Annotated in this window: 19 protein-coding genes; 11 read left to right on the plus strand and 8 right to left on the minus strand. The window is 38.4% G+C overall.

All coding sequences use genetic code 11. The annotated features are described in order from the left end of the window. Positions 1 to 39: 39 nt before the first annotated feature. Positions 40 to 873, minus strand: a complete 834-nt coding sequence (gene folP, locus ABVM49_RS00180; RefSeq protein WP_405202537.1) for a dihydropteroate synthase — start codon at positions 871 to 873, stop codon at positions 40 to 42. 287 nt (positions 874 to 1,160) lie between these two features. Between folP and ABVM49_RS00185 the strand changes: the two genes are divergently transcribed. The 11 genes from ABVM49_RS00185 (at position 1,161) to ABVM49_RS00235 (ending at position 12,244) form a co-directional block, all read left to right on the plus strand. Further along, entirely contained in the window at positions 1,161 to 1,700 is a 540-nt protein-coding gene (locus tag ABVM49_RS00185; protein WP_035329080.1) for a DUF1599 domain-containing protein, read from the plus strand. Positions 1,701 to 1,747: 47 nt separating this feature from the next. Continuing rightward, positions 1,748 to 3,490, plus strand: a complete 1,743-nt coding sequence (locus ABVM49_RS00190) for a BT_3928 family protein (RefSeq protein WP_405202538.1) — start codon at positions 1,748 to 1,750, stop codon at positions 3,488 to 3,490. 1 nt (position 3,491) lies between these two features. Next, positions 3,492 to 4,568 carry an ABC transporter permease gene (locus ABVM49_RS00195; RefSeq protein ID WP_405202539.1) on the plus strand — a complete coding sequence of 359 codons (1,077 nt, stop codon included), beginning with the start codon at positions 3,492 to 3,494 and terminating at the stop codon, positions 4,566 to 4,568. A 199-nt stretch (positions 4,569 to 4,767) separates the two neighbouring features. Next, a complete protein-coding gene (tpiA, locus tag ABVM49_RS00200) occupies positions 4,768 to 5,520 on the plus strand; it encodes a triose-phosphate isomerase (RefSeq protein ID WP_405202540.1) in 753 nt (250 codons plus the stop codon). A gap of 106 nt (positions 5,521 to 5,626) precedes the next feature. Then, positions 5,627 to 6,139, plus strand: a complete 513-nt coding sequence (locus tag ABVM49_RS00205) for a hypothetical protein (protein WP_298352509.1) — start codon at positions 5,627 to 5,629, stop codon at positions 6,137 to 6,139. A 2-nt stretch (positions 6,140 to 6,141) separates the two neighbouring features. Then, entirely contained in the window at positions 6,142 to 7,746 is a 1,605-nt protein-coding gene (locus tag ABVM49_RS00210) for a S8 family peptidase (protein ID WP_405202541.1), read from the plus strand. Beyond that, the gene (gene prmA / locus ABVM49_RS00215; RefSeq protein ID WP_299151482.1) at positions 7,746 to 8,606 is read left to right on the plus strand and encodes a 50S ribosomal protein L11 methyltransferase; all 861 of its coding nucleotides are present in this window, start codon (positions 7,746 to 7,748) and stop codon (positions 8,604 to 8,606) included. Before ABVM49_RS00210 ends, prmA begins: the two co-directional genes overlap by 1 nt. Positions 8,607 to 8,703: 97 nt before the next feature. After that, the gene (locus tag ABVM49_RS00220; RefSeq protein ID WP_035328087.1) at positions 8,704 to 8,979 is read left to right on the plus strand and encodes an ATP-dependent Clp protease adaptor ClpS; all 276 of its coding nucleotides are present in this window, start codon (positions 8,704 to 8,706) and stop codon (positions 8,977 to 8,979) included. A gap of 93 nt (positions 8,980 to 9,072) precedes the next feature. After that, a complete protein-coding gene (gene sucC, locus ABVM49_RS00225) occupies positions 9,073 to 10,263 on the plus strand; it encodes an ADP-forming succinate--CoA ligase subunit beta (protein ID WP_405202542.1) in 1,191 nt (396 codons plus the stop codon). Between the two features lie 344 nt (positions 10,264 to 10,607). Beyond that, complete coding sequence (locus ABVM49_RS00230) at positions 10,608 to 10,943, plus strand: hypothetical protein (protein ID WP_038600131.1); 336 nt, start codon at positions 10,608 to 10,610, stop codon at positions 10,941 to 10,943. Between the two features lie 107 nt (positions 10,944 to 11,050). After that, positions 11,051 to 12,244 carry a DUF4105 domain-containing protein gene (locus ABVM49_RS00235; protein WP_405202543.1) on the plus strand — a complete coding sequence of 398 codons (1,194 nt, stop codon included), beginning with the start codon at positions 11,051 to 11,053 and terminating at the stop codon, positions 12,242 to 12,244. 5 nt (positions 12,245 to 12,249) lie between these two features. On the opposite strand, the gene ABVM49_RS00240 is transcribed toward ABVM49_RS00235, so the two are convergent. Genes ABVM49_RS00240 through ABVM49_RS00270 form a run of 7 tightly spaced genes read right to left on the minus strand, consistent with a single transcriptional unit; the run spans position 12,250 to position 19,735 of the window. After that, entirely contained in the window at positions 12,250 to 13,644 is a 1,395-nt protein-coding gene (locus ABVM49_RS00240; protein ID WP_405202544.1) for a sugar transferase, read from the minus strand. A 35-nt stretch (positions 13,645 to 13,679) separates the two neighbouring features. Further along, entirely contained in the window at positions 13,680 to 14,696 is a 1,017-nt protein-coding gene (locus ABVM49_RS00245; RefSeq protein WP_405202545.1) for a glycosyltransferase family 4 protein, read from the minus strand. Next, the gene (locus ABVM49_RS00250; protein WP_405202546.1) at positions 14,650 to 15,975 is read right to left on the minus strand and encodes an O-antigen ligase family protein; all 1,326 of its coding nucleotides are present in this window, start codon (positions 15,973 to 15,975) and stop codon (positions 14,650 to 14,652) included. Before ABVM49_RS00250 ends, ABVM49_RS00245 begins: the two co-directional genes overlap by 47 nt. A 40-nt stretch (positions 15,976 to 16,015) precedes the next feature. Beyond that, complete coding sequence (locus tag ABVM49_RS00255) at positions 16,016 to 17,089, minus strand: glycosyltransferase (RefSeq protein ID WP_405202547.1); 1,074 nt, start codon at positions 17,087 to 17,089, stop codon at positions 16,016 to 16,018. After that, positions 17,089 to 18,198: a glycosyltransferase family 4 protein gene (locus ABVM49_RS00260; protein ID WP_405202548.1), complete on the minus strand. Its 1,110-nt coding sequence runs from the start codon at positions 18,196 to 18,198 to the stop codon at positions 17,089 to 17,091. The genes ABVM49_RS00255 and ABVM49_RS00260 overlap by 1 nt, the downstream gene beginning before the upstream one ends. Beyond that, a complete protein-coding gene (locus tag ABVM49_RS00265; protein ID WP_405202549.1) occupies positions 18,198 to 18,743 on the minus strand; it encodes a serine O-acetyltransferase in 546 nt (181 codons plus the stop codon). The genes ABVM49_RS00260 and ABVM49_RS00265 overlap by 1 nt, the downstream gene beginning before the upstream one ends. Next, positions 18,743 to 19,735: a glycosyltransferase family 2 protein gene (locus ABVM49_RS00270; protein WP_405202550.1), complete on the minus strand. Its 993-nt coding sequence runs from the start codon at positions 19,733 to 19,735 to the stop codon at positions 18,743 to 18,745. Before ABVM49_RS00270 ends, ABVM49_RS00265 begins: the two co-directional genes overlap by 1 nt.

Consider the following 19,735-nt stretch of genomic DNA (forward strand, 5'->3'; position numbering starts at 1 on the left):
AACGGAGATTAAATGCAATTGTTATAATACCTAATCTTATTAAGACAAGTTAGATGTCAAAGCATTTGAGAGTGATATCACCTCCATAGCTTCCTTAACATCGTGTACTCGCAGTATACGCGCACCTTTACTTATTGCCACCGTATTAAGAACAGTCGTGCCATTAAGAGCTCCATCTGCCGTTACATCTAATGTTTTATAAATCATAGATTTACGAGAAACACCCGCTAGCACGGGCACTTCAAAAGCCTTAAACAAGTCAAGGTTATTGAGTAGCTCAAAACTTTGCGCAGTAGTTTTTGCAAAGCCAAAACCAGGGTCTATAACAAGGTCATTAATCTTATGACTTTTTGCCACTGCAACTCGTTCTGAGAAGTAGCACATAACCTCTTTAAGAAAATTGTCATAAGTGGTAAGTTGCTTCATAGTTTGAGGCGTCCCTCGCATATGCATCATTATATAAGGCACCTGTAATGCCCCTACGACAGCCATCATATCATCATCCAGCATCCCAGCACTTATATCATTTACAATAGCTGCACCTGCCTCAATTGCTTTTTTTGCTACGCTTGCGCGAAAGGTGTCTACGCTTATCACAATCTCCGGAAAAGTAGTAGCTAACTGCCTTACCACCGGTATGAGCCTACGCTCCTCCTCCTCTACCGAAATATCTGTCGCACCAGGCCTAGAACTATATGCACCTACATCTATAAATGCAGCGCCATCGCTAAGCATCACCTCTACCTGACTTATGGCAGCATCTATATCATCATACTTCCCTCCATCATAAAAGCTATCTGGTGTGAGATTGAGAATACCCATTACCTTTGGTGTGGTGAGATCTATTAGCTTTCCGTTGCAGTTTATGGTCATTATAGGTTAACGTTGTTTAGATGTAGTTATTTATATACAGTAGTATCACTTATAAAGTCTCGAGGTATAGACTACTTCTAGTCTCTAGCCCCGATTGCCGTGTAAATCCCACAGCTGGCTGGTGCAACCGCCGCGAGGAATTGTAACAGAAAGCGGGATACTCCCCCAAAAGTACACCATAAATTGTGTGCTTCAAAAAGATAGTACACTTCTCTCTTTATAAGGCAAGGGGTATTTCTTATATTGAAGTTTTTAACCGAAATTTACCAAAAATCAAAAGAAACCCTATGGCCGATACGTCTGCGCAATATGATGCGGTAATCACTCAATGTAGAGATTTGTATATAAAAAAAATGAAGGATTACGGGAGTGCGTGGCGCATACTGCGCTTGCCATCTCTTACAGATCAGATTTTTATAAAAGCACAACGCATACGTGGCTTACAGCAAAACGAGGTACAAAAGGTAGATGAGGGACAGCAGTCTGAGTTTATAGGCATTATAAATTACTGTGCGATGGCACTAGTAAATCTCGAGCGCGGTGTGGTAGAGCAACCCGACCTCGAGCTTGAGGAGGCTGTAAAGGCTTATGATGAGAAAATCGCACTCACAAAACAGTTGATGATGGATAAAAATCACGACTATGGTGAGGCCTGGAGAGATATGCGTGTGAGCAGCCTTACTGATCTTATATTGCAGAAGCTGTTACGTGTAAAACAGATAGAGGATAATAAAGGTAAAACACTGGTGTCTGAGGGGATTGATGCAAATTATCAAGATATGATAAACTATGCGGTGTTTGCAATGATACACTTAGGAGAGGCTTAATATTTATTACTGACTACAGCTATATTAAAAACGACCAAAGCTTTTTTATGATGAAGGTACCTACACACATAGCACGCTTTATAGTAAGTGCTTTGTTTATTTTTTCTGGTTTTATAAAACTTAATGACCCGCTTGGGTTCTCATATAAACTTCAAGAATATTTTAGCGCAGAGGTGTTAGGGTTAGAGTTTTTATCTCCTTATGCACTGCTTATCTCCATTATACTGGTTGTAGTAGAGGTGTTACTGGGTATTGCACTGCTCGTAGGTTTTAGAAAGAAAATCACCTTGTGGCTGCTGTTTGCGATGATTGTATTTTTTACATTCCTCACGTTTTACTCGGCTTACTTTAATAAGGTGACAGATTGTGGGTGTTTTGGCGATGCGATACCACTCGTGCCTTGGGAGTCTTTTGTAAAGGATGTCATACTTCTAGTATTGATTCTTTTCTTAATGATTAACCAGAAACACATTAAACCACTCTTCTCAAAACTTATAAATGCATCGCTTGTTTTTATATCATTTTTAGGATGTATGTTTTTTGGTATGCACGTACTTGAGCACCTACCGTGGCTAGATTTTAGAGCATACAAAGTAGGGTCTAATATTGCAGAGGGTATGGTGGTACCAGAAGGAGCACCAGAGGCGACCTTTGAGTATCAATGGACCTTTCTTGTAGATGGTAAAGAAGAGGTGATCACTACAGATGGAGGGTATCCAGAGGTAGATGGCACATACGTATCTTATGAGGTAGTACAAACTAGTGAGGGATATGAACCACCTGTGCACGACTTTACTATAGAGCGTGACGGTAGGGATTATACAACTACTTATCTTGAAAAAGAAAATCTAATCGTAATCATTGCCTATAATTTACTCAACACAGAACCTCAGGGTTATTACAACATACGTAATATAACAGAAGAGGCTATACGCAAAGGGTATAATATAATAGGGCTAAGCTCATCTGCCCAAGAAGCTGCAGATGCTTTTGTACAAGAAAATAGATTGCCTTTTAAGTTTTTCTTTACAGACGAGACGGTACTTAAAACCATTATACGCGCAAACCCTGGTATTGTGAGTATGCATAAAGGAACCATTCTTCAAAAATTGCATTACAATGATGCAGAAGACCTACGACTTGTACCTCAAGAAAATAGTAAACCAGAAATGGACTTTGCTCTCAAGTATGAGCTAGACAGCATTGCATACCTTGACCAGAAATACCGCAAACTAATGTATCTACCTGAAGGTCCAGAAAAAATAGCTGAAGCTAAAAAAGCAGGTGTAGCCCCAGAAGAGTTGCAAGGCTTTTTATGGAAACAGCAGGAACTACTAGACAGCATAAATTTACAGCGGGTAGAACGCATACTTACTACATCTGGTTATCCAGGTAAAAGCATTGTAGGAGAACCTACAAACACCGCAGCCTGGTATGTAGTGCAGCATTCTAATAAAATAGACACTTATCTAGACACTATAAAGGAGGCTGGAGCAAAGGGAGAATTACCTATGCGCCTCGTTGCAATGATGGAAGATCGTTATCTCTCACAGCAAGACCTCCCACAAGTATATGGAACGCAAGGCGTAAACTATGGGTCTGGTGATTTTATGTGGCCTGTAAAAAACCCAGAAGAGGTAAATGCAATACGTGCTCAAGCAGGTTTTACACAAACTATTGAGGAGTATGCACAAGCACTCTTTGGTGAAGGCTTTGTGTATAAAGCGATTTCTCTAGAAGATGCGCTTGCCATAAAACAAGGAAAACTCACTCCTAGTGATATAAAATAACTTGGTCAAGCAACTTATATATAAACTAGGCTATGCACTTCTCACCTTATGGGGAGTTGTGACGGTTATCTTCTTTTTATTTACGGTACTACCCGGTGATCCCGCACGTATGATGCTAGATCAAAATGAAGACCCAGAACAACTAGCAAAGGTGCGTGCAAAGTATGGTTTTGATAAGCCTGTAAGTACGCAGTATGCGTATTACCTCAATGATTTGTCACCATTGTCTTTTCACGCAAGTGATCATACTAACTACACCTCTCTCACTTCCGGAAAGTATAACGCTACTCCCCTATTTACGATAGGTAACACTACTATGGTGTTAAAATATCCATACTTACGAGAAAGCTTTCAGAAAACGGGTAAACCGGTCACTCAAGTTATCGCAGAAACGCTACCTAACACTATTGTACTGGCCGTAAGTGCCATACTTATAGCGATAGTTATTGGGATTATACTCGGTATTATTTCGGCGCAAATGAGGGACTCTTGGGTAGATAAAACCATACAGATTGTGAGCACCCTAGGGATGAGTGTCCCTAGTTTTTTTAGTGCTATTTTGTTTGCTTGGCTATTTGGCTATGTATTGCACTCCTTTACTAATCTTAATATGACGGGTAGCCTGTATGAGATGGATGATTTTGGCGAAGAGGTACACATACGCTGGAAAAATCTCATATTACCAGCCCTCGTTTTAGGCATACGCCCACTAGCAGTTGTAATACAACTTATGCGCAACTCACTTCTTGAAGTATATAATCAAGAGTACATACGTACCGCCCGTGCAAAAGGGCTTAGCACCTACCAGATTATCAAAAATCACGCTATAAAAAATGCGCTCAACCCTGTTGTAACTGCTATTTCTGGGTGGTTTGCATCTATGCTAGCCGGCGCTGTTTTTGTAGAATATATCTTCGGGTGGAACGGACTAGGAAAAGAGATAGTAGATGCGCTCAACACCTTAGATCTCCCTATTATAATGGGAGCTGTACTGGTGATTGCAACCCTATTTGTTATCATTAATATCTTAGTAGACTTTGTATATAAATGGCTAGACCCAAAGGTAAAACTGGGATAAGACACTGCCACCTTACGAAAACGGTATCGTGAAAACTACGTTAACCGCACCCCAAACTTCAATTACGGGTGTTATATTTGTTATGATGAGTACGCTTTCGCGAAAGCGTAATAACACCCCTTATTAATCACTTTGATAAGCTCATCTATAATCACATACAACTAACAAGCTACTACCCTAGCGCCGAAAAATATACATAATGAGAAAACACATCGTTGCCGGAAACTGGAAAATGAACAATGACCTTGCTGCCACAGCTGGTCTCATCACAGACTTAAAACGCAAAGTAAATAATGGTGATGCAGAGGTTATTATTGCTCCCACATACATTAATTTACATAGTGCCTTTGAGAGTCTAACCGATAGTAACATCACAGTAGCCGCACAAAATATGCACCAGGCAAAAAGTGGAGCTTACACTGGTGAGATCTCTGCTGCTATGCTTAAAAGTGTGGGGGTAAATACAGTAATTTTAGGTCATAGCGAGCGTCGTGCTTATTTTAATGAAGGAGATGAGCTTCTTACAGAAAAGGTAAATGCTGCCCTTGAAAACGAGATGCGAGTGATATTTTGTTTTGGAGAAGAGCTAGAAGATCGCAAGGCTGGCAACCAAGAAAAGGTTGTAGAGAGCCAGCTCAAAAACGCACTTTTTCACCTTGATGCTTCGGCTTGGTCTAGTATCGTGCTAGCATATGAGCCAGTATGGGCAATAGGTACGGGAGAGACTGCCTCACCAGAGCAGGCACAAGATATGCACGCGTTTATAAGAAAAACAGTTGCAGAGACCTATAACAAAGAAGTAGCAGAAAATGTAACCATACTTTACGGAGGTTCTGTAAAACCTGCTAATGCAAAAGAGATTTTTGGCAAGCCAGACGTAGATGGCGGCCTTATAGGTGGTGCATCGCTTAAGGCAGATGACTTTTTTGAAATTGTAAATGCTTTTGCATAAAAGCAGCCACATTTTATCATAAATAGGAATGCGCTAGCCATCACGGCTGGCGCATTTTTATTTTATATCAATTGGTATTAGTATTTTAGAGCTAAATCTTATTGTAATGAAAATACTCTCGCTCGCTCTACTTATAATATTAACCACCTCAAGCTGTGCTGCTCAAACTACTAGTGAGACTGCCACAAACCGTGATGGATCACTGGCTCTCTTTAAAAACAAAAAAGAAAGCAACGCCATTTATGTGACTAAAAGTGGCAATATGGGCATAGGCAAAAAGAAGCCTACAGATAAGCTAGAAGTAAACGGACGCATACACGCACGCTCTGTAAAAGTAGATCTAAAGGAATGGGCAGATACTGTTTTTGAAGACGGGTATGATTTAGCCCGCTTACGCGAAATTGAAAACTACATAAACACAAACGGGCATCTACCAGAAATCCCCTCTACCGAAGAGGTTCTTAAAAACGGGATAGAACTAGGTGAGATGAATAGATTACTCCTCAAAAAAGTAGAAGAACTCACACTACACCTCATTCGCCAAGAGAAACAAATAGAACAAGCACTAGATAAGGTCGCAACGCTCGAAAAAGAAATAGCTACGATAAAAAAATCATAGGTATGAAGCGGCTAGTTATTATCATACTTATTGCTTTCTCTTATACCATTACGGCACAAGAGGACAGATTTTATATAAGAACTGTATCAAATGCTATAGAAATACCTGTACAAACGCAAGACTCTGTTGTTACGTATATAGGAGATGACTTGCGTTTAAAAACGCTTTTTGAAAAACACGATGTAAAGATCTTTAGAAAAGGGTTTAAATACGCTACTCGCGATAAGCTCAAGCGCACCTTCTTTGCCATTGCGGCTACACCTGCCTTTCAGCAGGAGTTAAAAATGATTGCTCCAGATATATTTGAGTTTTCTGAAAGTATTACCGCTCAAAAGCTACAAATCTATGAGCCTAATGATTATGGAGTAACAAGTACTACAGGACAAAATCTGGGCTCACCTTTATTATTAGACTACTATGACTTTATGGGAGTACCCCAAGCCTGGTATTACACAACGGGTTCTCCAGATATTCACATTGGTATTTCTGATGGATATGTAGACCCAGAAGATCCAGAGTTTGCTGGTAAACTTACAATGGTAAAAAAAAGCAGCCTCTCTGGTGGACACGGCTTTACGATAGCAGCTATTGCAGCTGCTCAAGGTGATAATGCCTATGCTGGTGCAGGTGTTTGTTACGACTGTAGCATCAAGACTACTACTTATGGAGATTTTAAAGAATTTAATCAACTACTAGAACTTGCGAGAAGCGGCGTGAAAGTGATAAACTGCAGCTGGGGAAGTCGCACCTATTACGAGACCGCTCAAGAAGCTATTAATGAGATGCGAGATCTTGGGACCATCATTGTATCTGTGCCCCATAATGCACCTTATAGCAAAACCAACGGAACACAATTAAGATACCCAGGTGCCTATGAGCACGTACTATCTGTGGGTAGTGTACAACATAAATATGATACTATAGAAGATGGTCTCAACATAGAAGAAAAAAATGGTAAATATTATGCCGAAAAACAACAGTATCACCTCTCCCGCACAGGAGGATTTGCAAATAATGACCCAAAAGACAGCTATAGACTGTACTTAAGCTCCACAAATAATCTTGACGCCACAGTAGATATTGTGGCGCCGGGTAATGATATCTTTCAGTATTACAAGTTTCAAAAAAATGGAGAGATTGCTTACAACCCTTATCAAGCTACCTCACCGGCAGCACCACTAGTAACCGGCACTATAGGTCTTATGCTCTCCGTAAACAATGACTTATCTGTAGATGAGATGAGTAGCATTATAAAACTCTCTGCTACAAACATAGATCACATCACGGCAAACGAGCCGCTACGTGGTCTCTATGGCGCAGGGTCTTTACACACTGGCAGAGCAGTAAAAATGACACACGAAATGCTGCAACCGGACAGCTATACGCTTTTAGAAAATCAAAACTTTACAAGATGGAACTTTAGCTTACGAGCTCCTTATAAAGTACTTATAAGAAATGAGCAATTTAGAGAAGCTGCCCGAGTAGATTTTACTGCAAAAGAAGAGATTCTCATCGATACAGAAACCGTATTTTTGCCCGATGTAAATGGATCTATACTTCTCACCATAGACCCAGAAGCAACATACAACTTACAAAAAAACAACTAATGACTCCCATCTACCTAGGCTACACATTTACTATAGAACCACGCGACCCTGCTACAGAAATTCTCATTGCAGAGCTAGGCTACGCAGGTTTTGAAAGCTTTACAGAGACCTCTACAGGTGTAATTGCATACATACAGAAGCAAGAGGCGTTCCCAGAAGGTGAGGTGCAGTTTGACCAACTACTCAATGATATACAGATCTTAAATTCTCAAGAATTTAAAATCACATATACTGCAGAAGAGATAGAGCAAGTAAACTGGAATGAGGAGTGGGAAAAGAATTTTGAACCTATAGAAGTAGATGGTAAGTGTGCGGTAAGAGCGCCCTTTCACAAAAAAACAGATGTAGCGTTTGATATCGTAATAGAGCCAAAAATGTCTTTTGGCACCGGCCATCACGAGACTACCCATATGATGATCAAGCACCTTCTTAAACTTGATGTTACAGGTAAGAAAACACTAGATATGGGATGTGGAACAGGCGTGCTTGCTATACTTGCAGAGATGCGTGGCGCACAACCTATAGATGCTATAGATATAGACAACTGGTGCTACCTTAACACTATAGAAAATGTAGAGCGTAACAACTGTAAACACATCACCACTTATGAGGGAGAAGCCTCTTTACTTAGTGACAAAAATTATGACATCATCATCGCAAATATAAATCGCAACATACTACTAAGTGACATTCCTACCTATGCTAGCTGTCTTCCCGAAGATGGAATTTTATTATTAAGTGGATTTTATACAGAAGATATTCCACTTATTTCCGAAAAATGCAATGAACACGGACTTTATTTCGTTAGTAACTACGAGCGCAATAATTGGGTCGCTTGTAAGTTTGAGAAGCGAGGCTAGACACAGTTAGAGAGTTGATAATATTATGTTAGAATTACGCTTTCGCGAAAGCGTAAACCTACAAAATTTGTAAATTTGTAGCAAAAATCTTAATGATATGAGCAATCAAGAAAAATATCAAGAAGAACTAGACATCTTAACCGAAGAATCACCGGCACACGAGATTATACTCTATAATGATGATGTAAATACCTTTGATCACGTGATCAATACACTCATCTATGCTTGTGATCACGAAGAAAATCAAGCACACCAGTGTGCACTACTGGTACATTATAAAGGGAAATGCTCTGTAAAGTCTGGCGATTACAAAGATTTAGAGCCTCGTTGTTCTAAACTTTTACAAGCGGGACTCAGTGCAGAAATTGTATAAAATCATTCCTCAGAATTAATCACAAAAACTATTGCGCTCCCGTAGCGCATTTATTATTTTTGCGAGGCAAATTAAGCATCTTAAACGAAGATTATGAATCTACACGAATATCAAGGAAAAGAGATATTAAATAGTTTTGGCGTACGTATCCAACGCGGTTATGTAGCACAGACTCCAGATGAAGCTGTTGCAGCTGCCAAAAAACTTACAGAAGAAACCGGTACTGGATGGCACGTAATCAAAGCCCAAGTACACGCAGGTGGACGCGGTAAAGGTGGCGGTGTAAAACTCGCAAAAAGTCTTGATGAAGTAAAAACAATCGCAGACCAGATTATAGGGATGGATCTTGTAACACCTCAGACTAGTGCTGAAGGTAAGAGAGTACACCAAGTACTTGTTGCAGAGGATGTATACTACCCAGGTGACAGCGAACCAGAAGAATATTATATGTCTGTACTTCTTAACAGAGGGACAGGTCGCAATATGATTATGTACTCTACAGAAGGTGGGATGGATATTGAGACGGTAGCAGAGGAGACTCCGCACCTTATCTTTCACGAAGAGATAGATCCTGCAACAGGATTACTTCCTTTCCAGGCACGTAAAATCGCTTTTAACCTTGGGTTAAGCGGTGCTGCTTTTAAGGATATGACAAAGTTTGTTGCTGCTCTTTATAAAGCATACACAGATTCTGACAGCTCACTTTTTGAGATCAACCCTGTTCTTAAAACAAGTGACGATAAGATTATGGCAGTAGATGCTAAGGTATCACTAGATGATAACGCATTATACCGTCGTAAAGATTATGCAGCTATGCGTGACAAGCGTGAGGAAAACCCAGTAGAGGTTGAAGCTGGTGAGAAAGGACTTAACTATGTAGACCTAGACGGAAACGTAGGGTGTATGGTAAATGGTGCTGGACTTGCAATGGCAACTATGGACCTTATCAAGCAATCTGGTGGTGAGCCTGCAAACTTCCTTGACGTAGGAGGTACTGCAGATGCTGAGCGTGTTGAGGCTGCTTTCCAATTAATACTTAAAGATCCAGCTGTAAAGGCAATCTTAGTAAACATTTTTGGAGGTATTGTACGTTGTGACCGTGTGGCACAAGGTATTATCGATGCATATAAAAATATGGGAACTATAAACGTGCCTATCATTGTACGTTTACAAGGTACTAATGCAGATATCGCAAAGAAACTTATAGATGATTCTGGACTTGACGTTCAATCTGCTATCGAGTTTAAAGAAGCTGCAGATAAAGTTCAGGTTGTACTAGCTTAAGACTTACAATATATAAACGTGAGTAATCACGTTGCAAAATCCCGCTTTTATAGAGTGGGATTTTTTTGTTTTGGTAACATTGCACTATGTGTAATAAAATCTCATAATTAATACACTTTCGGTCATAATTTTTCCTTTTTCAAAATAACCTATTAAGGGTTTTAAACAATTAATTAGGGAGTATGTTTTTACGCTTTCGCGAAAGCGTTATTTGAAAATCAACACAACGTTAACGTCTGTAAATGAGGGTTAAAGAACAGTTAAGCTTCAAGGCGAGGTGTCACATATTGAAAAAATAGCCGTCTCTTTGTTATAGAATTCATCGAAAAAAACAAAAACCTATTATGAAAAAAGTAAACCTATTAGTACTTGTAGCCTTATTATCAATAAGCACAGTATTTGCAACCGAAACTGAACCAACGTCTGACGAGAAAGGGAAGACTGTAACTCAACAAGTGGCAACTCTTTTAAGCGAGCCAGGATTTGAAGTAAAAAAAGATCTTACTGCACAGGTTACCTTGATGGTAAACAAAGCAAATGAGGTAGTAGTAATAGATGTAGACACTAAAGAAGAATATGTAGCTGCTTTTATTAAGTCACGCCTTAATTATGAAAAACTAGATACACAAAAAGTGGGAGAACAATTTACAGTACCTGTACGTATCGTACCAGGTGTTTAAAACCTTTTTAATATTGTAAAGCCAGACTATGTCTGGCTTTTTTTTATGGATTTAAGTTAAGAGATAAGCGTTGGTCTTTTATCACTTCTCAACTATCTTTACCATCTATGAAAAAGGCACTACTCCTACTCTTACTCGCTTACTCTTTTATTTGTGAGGCACAGCAACGATTTCCTACACTTTCACCAGAGGCACGTATCGAGCTCATAACTATAGGCCCAGGGCCAGAGCTTTATGACGCCTTTGGGCACACTTCTGTACGTGTCAAAGATGTGCCTAACAAGATAGATATGGTTTTTAATTATGGAGTTTTTGATTTTGACACGCCTAATTTTTACTTAAAATTTGCTAGAGGAAAACTACTTTACAAGCTAGCAGCCGCTCCTTATAAAAATTTTGAGTACAGCTATAAAGCGCAACAGCGCTGGATAAAATCACAAGAGCTCAATCTAAACCAGCAAGAAAAGCAAGATACCTATGAGTTTTTACTCTATAATCTAGATGAGGCTAACCGCTATTATAAATATGATTTCTTTTATGACAACTGTGCAACACGACCTTATTATGCCATTGCATCTTCTGTAGAGAATAATCTGGAGTTAACGCTTACAGGTATTGATACAACACTCACTCATAGAGATCTTATAAGACAGTATGTACCTTGGAACAGCTGGGGAAGTTTAGGTATAGATGTAGCTCTAGGATCTGTGATAGATCGTGTTGCCACGCCAGAGGAGCATTTATTTTTACCTAACGAGCTTATGGCTTCTTTTAAAACAGCTAAAGTAACTGAGAGTAATAGTTCAAAAGCACTTGTTGCAGACTCTCAGACTATATTTGAACCTAGCTTTATACACTCTTATGGAGTCCCTTTTTATGTAAGCCCACTATTTATACTAGGACTCATTGCTTTATTTATCATTTACAAGACCTATAAAGACTTTAAAGGTGATAATGGAATAGGGTGGCTAGATTCTACTCTTCTACTTTTTACGGGTGTTACGGGTGTGCTAGTGGCTTTCTTGTGGTTTGGTACAGACCATATTGCTACCGCTTGGAATTATAATATTCTCTGGGCATTTCCTTTTCATATGCTAGCAGCATTTGCAGTTACAAAAGTGCAGCCAGCAAAGTGGGTGTATCCCTATATGAAACTAGCAGTTATATTAATGTGCCTACTGTTTTTTCACTGGATTATAGGTGTACAACGATATGCTCCTGCCCTATTACCACTTCTTATAGCGATTACAATACGTTATATCTTTATATTAAGAAATATTAAGCTCACAAGAGAGGAATAAAAGAACTACTGCCCTCTAAAATTTATAACTGTACTTATAGTCTTAAGTATAATACTCAAGTCTATAAACAGGTTACGGTGTTTTATATAATATAAATCATACTGTAACTTTTCTAAAGCGCCTTCTTCAGAGTTAGTGTAGCTACCCATTACTTGTGCCCAGCCAGTGAGCCCTGGTTTTACAATATGTCTTGTTTCATAAAAAGGAATTTCTTTAGACAATTCTTTTACAAATACTGGACGTTCAGGTCTAGGGCCTATGACACTCATCTCCCCTTTTAATACATTAAAGAATTGCGGAATCTCATCTATCCTGCTCATTCTTAAAAACCTTCCAAATTTAGTAATGCGTTTATCCCCTTTTTGAGCCCAAGCGGCACCATCTTTTTCTGCATTAACAATCATCGTACGTAGTTTGATGATTTTAAAAGGTTTACTATTGAGACCTACACGAGTTTGTGTGTAAAAAAGTGGTCCTCTATTGCCAAGTAAATTTCCTACCCACACTAGTGGTAACAGAGCAGTAATAAATAACAAACCTAAAAGACCTGAAATAATATCAAACACTCTATGGAAAAGTTTATAGAATTTATTTTGATTACTCCTACTAAATGGGAAATAACGATAGAAGTCCTTATCTACGTGCTCTACAGGTACACGCTGTGTGATCTCCTCATACACCTGCATATACTCACGTATGGGAAATCCTTTTTCTAAAAGAGTTATAAGTTGATCATAAAGAGGTAGCATTACTCCATCTGTATAACTACTAGCCACAATAATCTCTGAGATACCATTATCTTCTATAGTCTTAACTATACTATCTATTTCACACCTTTTTGCATTGGTTGAGATAACCTCTTCAATAGTCATAGGTTCTGTATTTACATAACCAGCTATTTTATAATTAGGATCTGCACTTTCAAGATTTGTTATAATCTTACTAATGTTAAATGAATCTCCTACCACAATAGCTTTTTTATAAAACCTAGGAGCAGCAATAACTGTTATATAAATCCATCTCCAAAGGCTTATACCTATAACCATAGCTAGAAAGAAAAATACTATCTGCAGTCTGTTTTCGGGAAGAATAGGAGTATAAAAAGGGGTTAACAAATAGAATAAAACAGTTACCGATACGGTTAAAATCACATTTTTAAGCATAGTCTGAAACTTTACTGTTTTGGGTAAAAAGTAAAGTTCAAAAACAGTCCCAAAAATAGATATATAGGCTATGAGGACGAGAATAGCTACTCGGTTATGACTATTGATCTCGAGATAATCAAATTCTAAAAATAACTGTGTAAGATAAAGTGCTCCCAGAACAGCTACTATATCAAAAATACGAAGCAACACTTTACGTTCTGAAACGTTAAAATGAATATCTGAGAAAAACGACATTTCTAGTTGGTTAGGGATGTAAATATATCATAAAATTAGGAGAGCACTTGATACCACTTGCTTTTGACTGATTCCCAGTCATATGCAGCTGCCTTATCTCGAGCTTTTTGTGTAATCTTGATACTGTCACTAGTGTTTGTAATTGCGTTTACCACTTTATCAGTAAACAACTTAACGTCTAACGGTGGACTAAGATAGCCGTCTTCTCTATCACTTATAAGGTAAGGCATCCCTCCCACACTTGTGGATACTACGAGTAAGCCTAGAGCCATTGCCTCTACTACGCTCAGTGGCATATTATCAAAATTTGTCGTGTTTATAAATATATCGTGATGAACGCTCTCTGCTATCCATTGTTCTTTTGATAGCTTACCTGTAAAGGTTACTGGCAACTTTCTGGTTAATGCATATGCGCGACACTCCTCCAGACTACCATCCTTATCAGGCCCCACCATAGTGAGCACAGCATCTGGATGATATGATAAAAGTTCCTCCAAAACTTTAATAGCCATTAAAGGGTTATATATTTTGGCAAAGGAGCGTACCCATAGTAATTTTGGTGCATAAGCTGTTCGCACTTTATATGGGTAGTGAGAGATTTTGATCGTATTAGGAATGTGTATGAGATTTGAGAATCCCGCTTTCGCGAAAGCGCTATATAAATAACCACTAGGCGCAACATTATAGCTGGCCTCACCAAATAACTTTTTACAGATATCCGGTTTTTTTTCTAGTCGCTCTGGTAAATTACCACCGTGTAAGATGGGAATATAAGGGAGATTACTCTTTCTACAAAGCCTCCCTATGATCACTGCATACCAGAAGTTAAGCGTGCTATAGGTATCAATTAGAACAACATCTACAGTGTCCCTTACCTTGTAAAAGGTAGCAATCATATCCAGCAACCTAAGAAGTTTATTAGGCTTTTTAGATGTCGCTATTACGTCATAGCCCTCCTGCTCGAGCAGCGGGCTCAAGGTTTCTATAGTAGTAAGCGTTTTACCACTAGCGGAGAGCGCGTTGCCTACGTACAGGAGTTTTCTTGTTTTCATTTACAATATTTAATAGGCATAAAGCATAAATAAAACCTGGTGCCGCAATGCGCATTGAAGAGTGGTTTATAGTTAAAAACCAAAACAACAGCGCCGAAAAAAACAGATAGTTACGCCTGTTTTTAGATCTATAAACTAATGGATAAATAATTAAAATCCCAAGTATTATTAAACCTAGTATACCGTGCTCTGATAATAGTCTACTTATCTCATTGTGAGAGGCAACCCCAACAATGTTTTCATTACCTCTTAACTCTTTTACCTTTCCTGCTCCAACCCCTACAAGCGGATTATTATAAAATGCAGATATCTCTGTCTCTAGTAACTCTGCTCTACCTGTTGTGATATCACTCTTAAGTCTACCCGCTGCATCTCTATTTGTATATCGTTTATTTATAAGTCCATTAGTTTGAAAGGAGCTATACAATGAAGCCCCTACTACAACACCACCCAGTAAGATGAGATAGGTTATCATCTTCCTTCTAACTTTTCCTTTGGATCCAGCAAAATAGATTATTAAAAAAGCACCACTACAAACTAAACCTGTGATAACCCCACCACGCGAAAAAGTAATTATACCCTTATAAAGCAAAAAGCCTATTAAGGCCAGATGAACGAATAACAGTACTTTATTCTTACTATTAACAATTAATTGCACTAGAGCCATAAACATACCTAAACCTAGTACGGTAGATACTTGATTAGGTCCAAAACCACCGGTAGCCGCATAATTTGCTCCGGTACTGCGTAAAGTCTCCCTCAGATCTGGAGTTCCAAGAGTTATATAAATAGACATTGCGACTATGGGTAATAGAATCCATTTTGTAAGATTAGATAGCTGGCGATACGTTATTCTTCTATCTATACAATATAATGCAGATATTCCTAAACATACAGGACCGCTAAGGTTAAAGAAAACGGCTTTCTTTACATCTGTCCCTAAGTCAAGTGTTATTGAAGCTACAAGCACGCTAGGTAATAGTAAGAATATATATATCCAGTAAACACCAGATTTTCGGCTAGCACCGCTCAAAAAGAGCCCAATTAACATAAATGAAATTACAGAATACTTCCCCGCCTCATAGATAGGGACGGCATTACTCATTCTAAAAAAAACCTCTGCGCCTGCTATATAAGCCGCCCCCATAAGGGCTTCATTATTTTTATTTCCAGTCCTTAAAATCTGGATTATAAAATAAGCTACAACACCAAGAAAATAAACAATTGCAAATGGCTTTACAAAGTATACCAAAACCCCAATGATAATATGAATTATCAAAAAGACTGTATATGTTTTATTTTGAGAAATACTCACCACCCTAAGATATTAAATCATTATAAATGGGCATTAACTTTTCTATAAAAGCGTCTTTGCTATAGGTTGTACTTACGCTTTCGCGAAAGCGGCCTCCCATTACCCCTCGTATATTATCTTTGTTTTTAATTAATTGAGTAAACACATCAGGAAGATCTTCAATAACGTTATTAATAACAAATCCATCTTGACCTACTACCTCAGCACATTGCCCAACATTTGTTACTACAACCGGCAAACCACAATTTGCATACTCAAGTAGAGATACCGGCAGCCCTTCTGATAAAGAGGTTAAGACCCCAATAGTGCTTTGGTTAAGTATGTGACTTATATCTTGACAGCTTCCGTACAAAAAAACATTATTAGATAGGTTGTTTGTACTAATACTATCCATCACAGATTTTGAATAATCGTCATTAAAAGACTTCCCCACAAGATGAAGCGTCCAATCTGGAAACTGCAATTGTGTTTTTGCAAAAGCATCAATAAGCGCTAAATGATTTTTTTGAGGGCGTAAATTTGCTAGACACACTATGCGCTTACCTGCTTCTCCATTAAGCAACGTCTTTTTAGATTGATTCACCGTTACAGTAGCAAAATTTTGTAAAAAGTGTACTTTATTAATCTTAAGCACTTCCTTAGACCATAGGGCAAGCTTAGAATTTACAACTATCGCTGTATTTATATAAGGTCCTAGTAGCTTGAGTAAATAGGCTTTTCTATTTTCTAAAGAGTCACTCATTCCATAATGATCGTGCCAGATTACCTTAATATTATTGTTATAAATTTTTGCAAAAACTGCAAGATGTATTGAGGTGGAATGTGCGTGAATTATATTTATTTGTTTTCTCTTTAACCATTTAAAAAATCGAAAAAAAGCAATTACGTCTAGGGTCGCTTTTTTATTTAAAATAAAAAGACTCTCTTTTACAAACAGTTCATTTTCTAGCGATCCGCCTCGTCTTGTGGCACATATATATGATTCTACACTATCCTGAGATAAAGCATTTGCAATATTTACTGCCATACGCTCTGCCCCTCCTGCATCTAGTGAGTCTATAAGTTGTAATACCCTCATTAAAGCAATTCTTTTATCTGAGCTGTAAATGTGTCCATCGTATATTGCCTAGACCATTGTGTGGCAGCATTACTCATTTTCTGTAAAGATGCACTATCTTCTAGTTGTTTGATTAGTTGAGTGGTGTTTATTTTATCTGGATCTTGAACAAGTATTCCTCTGCTGCCATTATCTAGCATCCAAGGAACACAAGAAACTTGAGTAACTATAGGAATTGCTCCCCAAAACATACCCTCTGCAATAACCTTAGGCCAGCCTTCACTTTTTGATAATAGTATGACAAGATCAGATCTTTTGTAAGCTTCTTTTACTGCGTTTGCCGGTTGGTTTCCTCTCAAAATGACGTAATCAAGGAGACCATTTTCCTTCCTATACCATTTGATATCTTCCATTTGTGGACCATCGCCAAACATCTCAAGCACTATATCAAGACCAGCTTTACGTAACTTATGTATAAGCTGTACCGTTTCAAATGGTCGTTTATTACTTCCCATTGTGCCTGCAAAAATTGCTCTTAAAGGTTTATTAAAACTTCTTTTTTTAAAAGAGTCTATCTCTTCTAGGTAATAACTTGCTGTAAAAAAAGGTGTGATATTACTAGTACTGTTTTCCCACTCTCCATACACTAGCACTTGTATATTTTTAGTAAGCGTGGTACTCGATAAAATCCTTTGTTGAAGTCTGTAAGCGAGTGGTTGTTTTGACAAAGGGTCCCAATTTCCAGCATACTTGGCAGTTTTCTTCTTGTTAGGAAACAGAACTTGTACCACACAAGCAAGTAAGCACAGGTTACCCGGAGCCCGCAAGTGTATGTGATCTGCCTTACGCATAGCACTCCATAAAACGATGGCTTGATATGGCAATATAAGTATAGATATAAGTGCAACAAAAAAGCTGTTAAATTCTAGTCTTCGGAGACTTTTAATATTGATGTCCTGTCTATCAAATGGAGCAGTGAGTAGTGCTTTTTTATAACTAGTGGGACATACAAAGGTTACTTGATCTACAGAATCAAGCCAAATATTCATCTCTTTTATATAAGGGGCATACCCTTCATATATTCCGTTTTTATCTAAGATAGGAGCGTCAGAAATAACTAAAAAATTCATTATATGTAATCTTTAGAATCTTTAGCACTTACCATCTTTGCGGGTACTCCCAATACTGTAGTACCTTCTTTAACATCTGTAATTACTAAGGAATTTGCTCCTATAACAGCCCCATCACCTACATTTATTCCTCCTGCGATAACAGCTCCAGCAGCCATATAAACACGATTACCTATTGTAGGGACACCGCGGTGTGTGCCTCGTCCACTCACACCTATCGTTACTCCTTGCGAGATATTACAATGCTTACCTATTATGGTTTCTGGACTAATAATTATACCTGAGTAGTGACCTATATATAAGCCTTCACCTATTGTTGCTGCATAGGGTAATGTTATCCCTGTAATCACTTCAATCCATTTCTGAAAAAATACACCAATAACCAGTAAAGGTGCTTTTACAATCTTGGGCATTGTAGATCTATAAATAGCATTAAAGAAACGATATACAAACAAAGCCCACAATCCCTGCTGTGTTAACACCAGTAATAAAGCACTGCTCTTACTGTACTCTTTATAACGTTGTATGTCCTTTTTATAACGCATTATCTAGGTTTGCTTAAAAGTAAGCTAAAAAGACCAACAGTGCGACCCAGAGCTTCTGTTAATGCTTTTTTACGGCTAGAAGTAGTAACCACATTTACAAAACGAATAAGTGTCAAAACACTACTTATCGCATACCATTTTATAATATTAATAAATCCAGGCTTAGGGTGCATCACTCTCCACACGTACCAGCCATTACGTGTTACCATCTTACCATAATGATATTGATTAGGCCTTCCAGAAGCGTCGTGATGATGCGCAAGGTTTGCGCCTGTATGTACATATAGCTGTCCTAGTTTTGAAATTCTGAATGTATAATCTGCATCTTCATAAAGACCATAACCTTCAAAATATTCAGAGAATTTATTCTTTTTCAAAACCTCTAGTGGAAAGCTCGAGACTCCTCCCATAAGCTGTTTTACTTCATAAATTTTTCCAGTAGGAGGTAAAAAACTAACAGACCTTCCGTGACCATATTTTGGTAAGATGCCTGGTGGAGTATTTGCATCTAGACCTAACTTTCTTCTTAGTTTAAAACGCGCTCCCTCTTTCCTTCTATACCCATCATAATAGAAGTGATGTATGTCTCTTTGGTTTAATGTTTCTGCACGCTCCCACTGCACTTCGTTGTTAATATAACCTCCTACACCATAAGCATTAGGATATGCTTGATACACGTCAAGTATTTCCTCAAAATATGTAGGTTCAAGCACTGTATCATCATCTAGAAAGCACACCACATCCATCGTGTTACTTACTCGCTCTATACCGTAATTCCGCTGTTTAGTAAGACCTCTTTGTGCGTCTGAAACTTTGTAGTAGACGAGGTTCTTTATTCCGCTTTCGCGAAAGCGTACTTCTGTCTCATCATTAACACTTCCATCTATAATGAGGATCTCATCTGGGTAAACCGTTTGGGTTTTAACAGAATCTAGTAACGTGGTAAGCGCTACTGGGCGCATATAGGTGCAAATTATTAGAGAGAATTTCAA

Source organism: Dokdonia sp. LLG6352-1, from assembly GCF_045055815.1.
GTDB lineage: Bacteria > Bacteroidota > Bacteroidia > Flavobacteriales > Flavobacteriaceae > Dokdonia > Dokdonia donghaensis.

Bases quoted from the DNA above. Each gene is read 5' to 3' on its own strand.
- ABVM49_RS00220 (WP_035328087.1), top strand. From the start codon at position 8,704: ATGAGCAATCAAGAAAAATATCAAGAAGAACTAGACATCTTAACCGAA.
- ABVM49_RS00190 (WP_405202538.1), top strand. From the start codon at position 1,748: ATGATGAAGGTACCTACACACATAGCACGCTTTATAGTAAGTGCTTTG.
- prmA (WP_299151482.1), top strand. From the start codon at position 7,746: ATGACTCCCATCTACCTAGGCTACACATTTACTATAGAACCACGCGAC.
- ABVM49_RS00240 (WP_405202544.1), bottom strand. From the start codon at position 13,644: ATGTCGTTTTTCTCAGATATTCATTTTAACGTTTCAGAACGTAAAGTG.
- ABVM49_RS00230 (WP_038600131.1), top strand. From the start codon at position 10,608: ATGAAAAAAGTAAACCTATTAGTACTTGTAGCCTTATTATCAATAAGC.
- ABVM49_RS00210 (WP_405202541.1), top strand. From the start codon at position 6,142: ATGAAGCGGCTAGTTATTATCATACTTATTGCTTTCTCTTATACCATT.
- ABVM49_RS00255 (WP_405202547.1), bottom strand. From the start codon at position 17,089: ATGAGGGTATTACAACTTATAGACTCACTAGATGCAGGAGGGGCAGAG.
- folP (WP_405202537.1), bottom strand. From the start codon at position 873: ATGACCATAAACTGCAACGGAAAGCTAATAGATCTCACCACACCAAAG.
- ABVM49_RS00205 (WP_298352509.1), top strand. From the start codon at position 5,627: ATGAAAATACTCTCGCTCGCTCTACTTATAATATTAACCACCTCAAGC.
- ABVM49_RS00245 (WP_405202545.1), bottom strand. From the start codon at position 14,696: ATGAAAACAAGAAAACTCCTGTACGTAGGCAACGCGCTCTCCGCTAGT.
- tpiA (WP_405202540.1), top strand. From the start codon at position 4,768: ATGAGAAAACACATCGTTGCCGGAAACTGGAAAATGAACAATGACCTT.
- ABVM49_RS00265 (WP_405202549.1), bottom strand. From the start codon at position 18,743: ATGCGTTATAAAAAGGACATACAACGTTATAAAGAGTACAGTAAGAGC.
- ABVM49_RS00260 (WP_405202548.1), bottom strand. From the start codon at position 18,198: ATGAATTTTTTAGTTATTTCTGACGCTCCTATCTTAGATAAAAACGGA.
- sucC (WP_405202542.1), top strand. From the start codon at position 9,073: ATGAATCTACACGAATATCAAGGAAAAGAGATATTAAATAGTTTTGGC.
- ABVM49_RS00235 (WP_405202543.1), top strand. From the start codon at position 11,051: ATGAAAAAGGCACTACTCCTACTCTTACTCGCTTACTCTTTTATTTGT.
- ABVM49_RS00185 (WP_035329080.1), top strand. From the start codon at position 1,161: ATGGCCGATACGTCTGCGCAATATGATGCGGTAATCACTCAATGTAGA.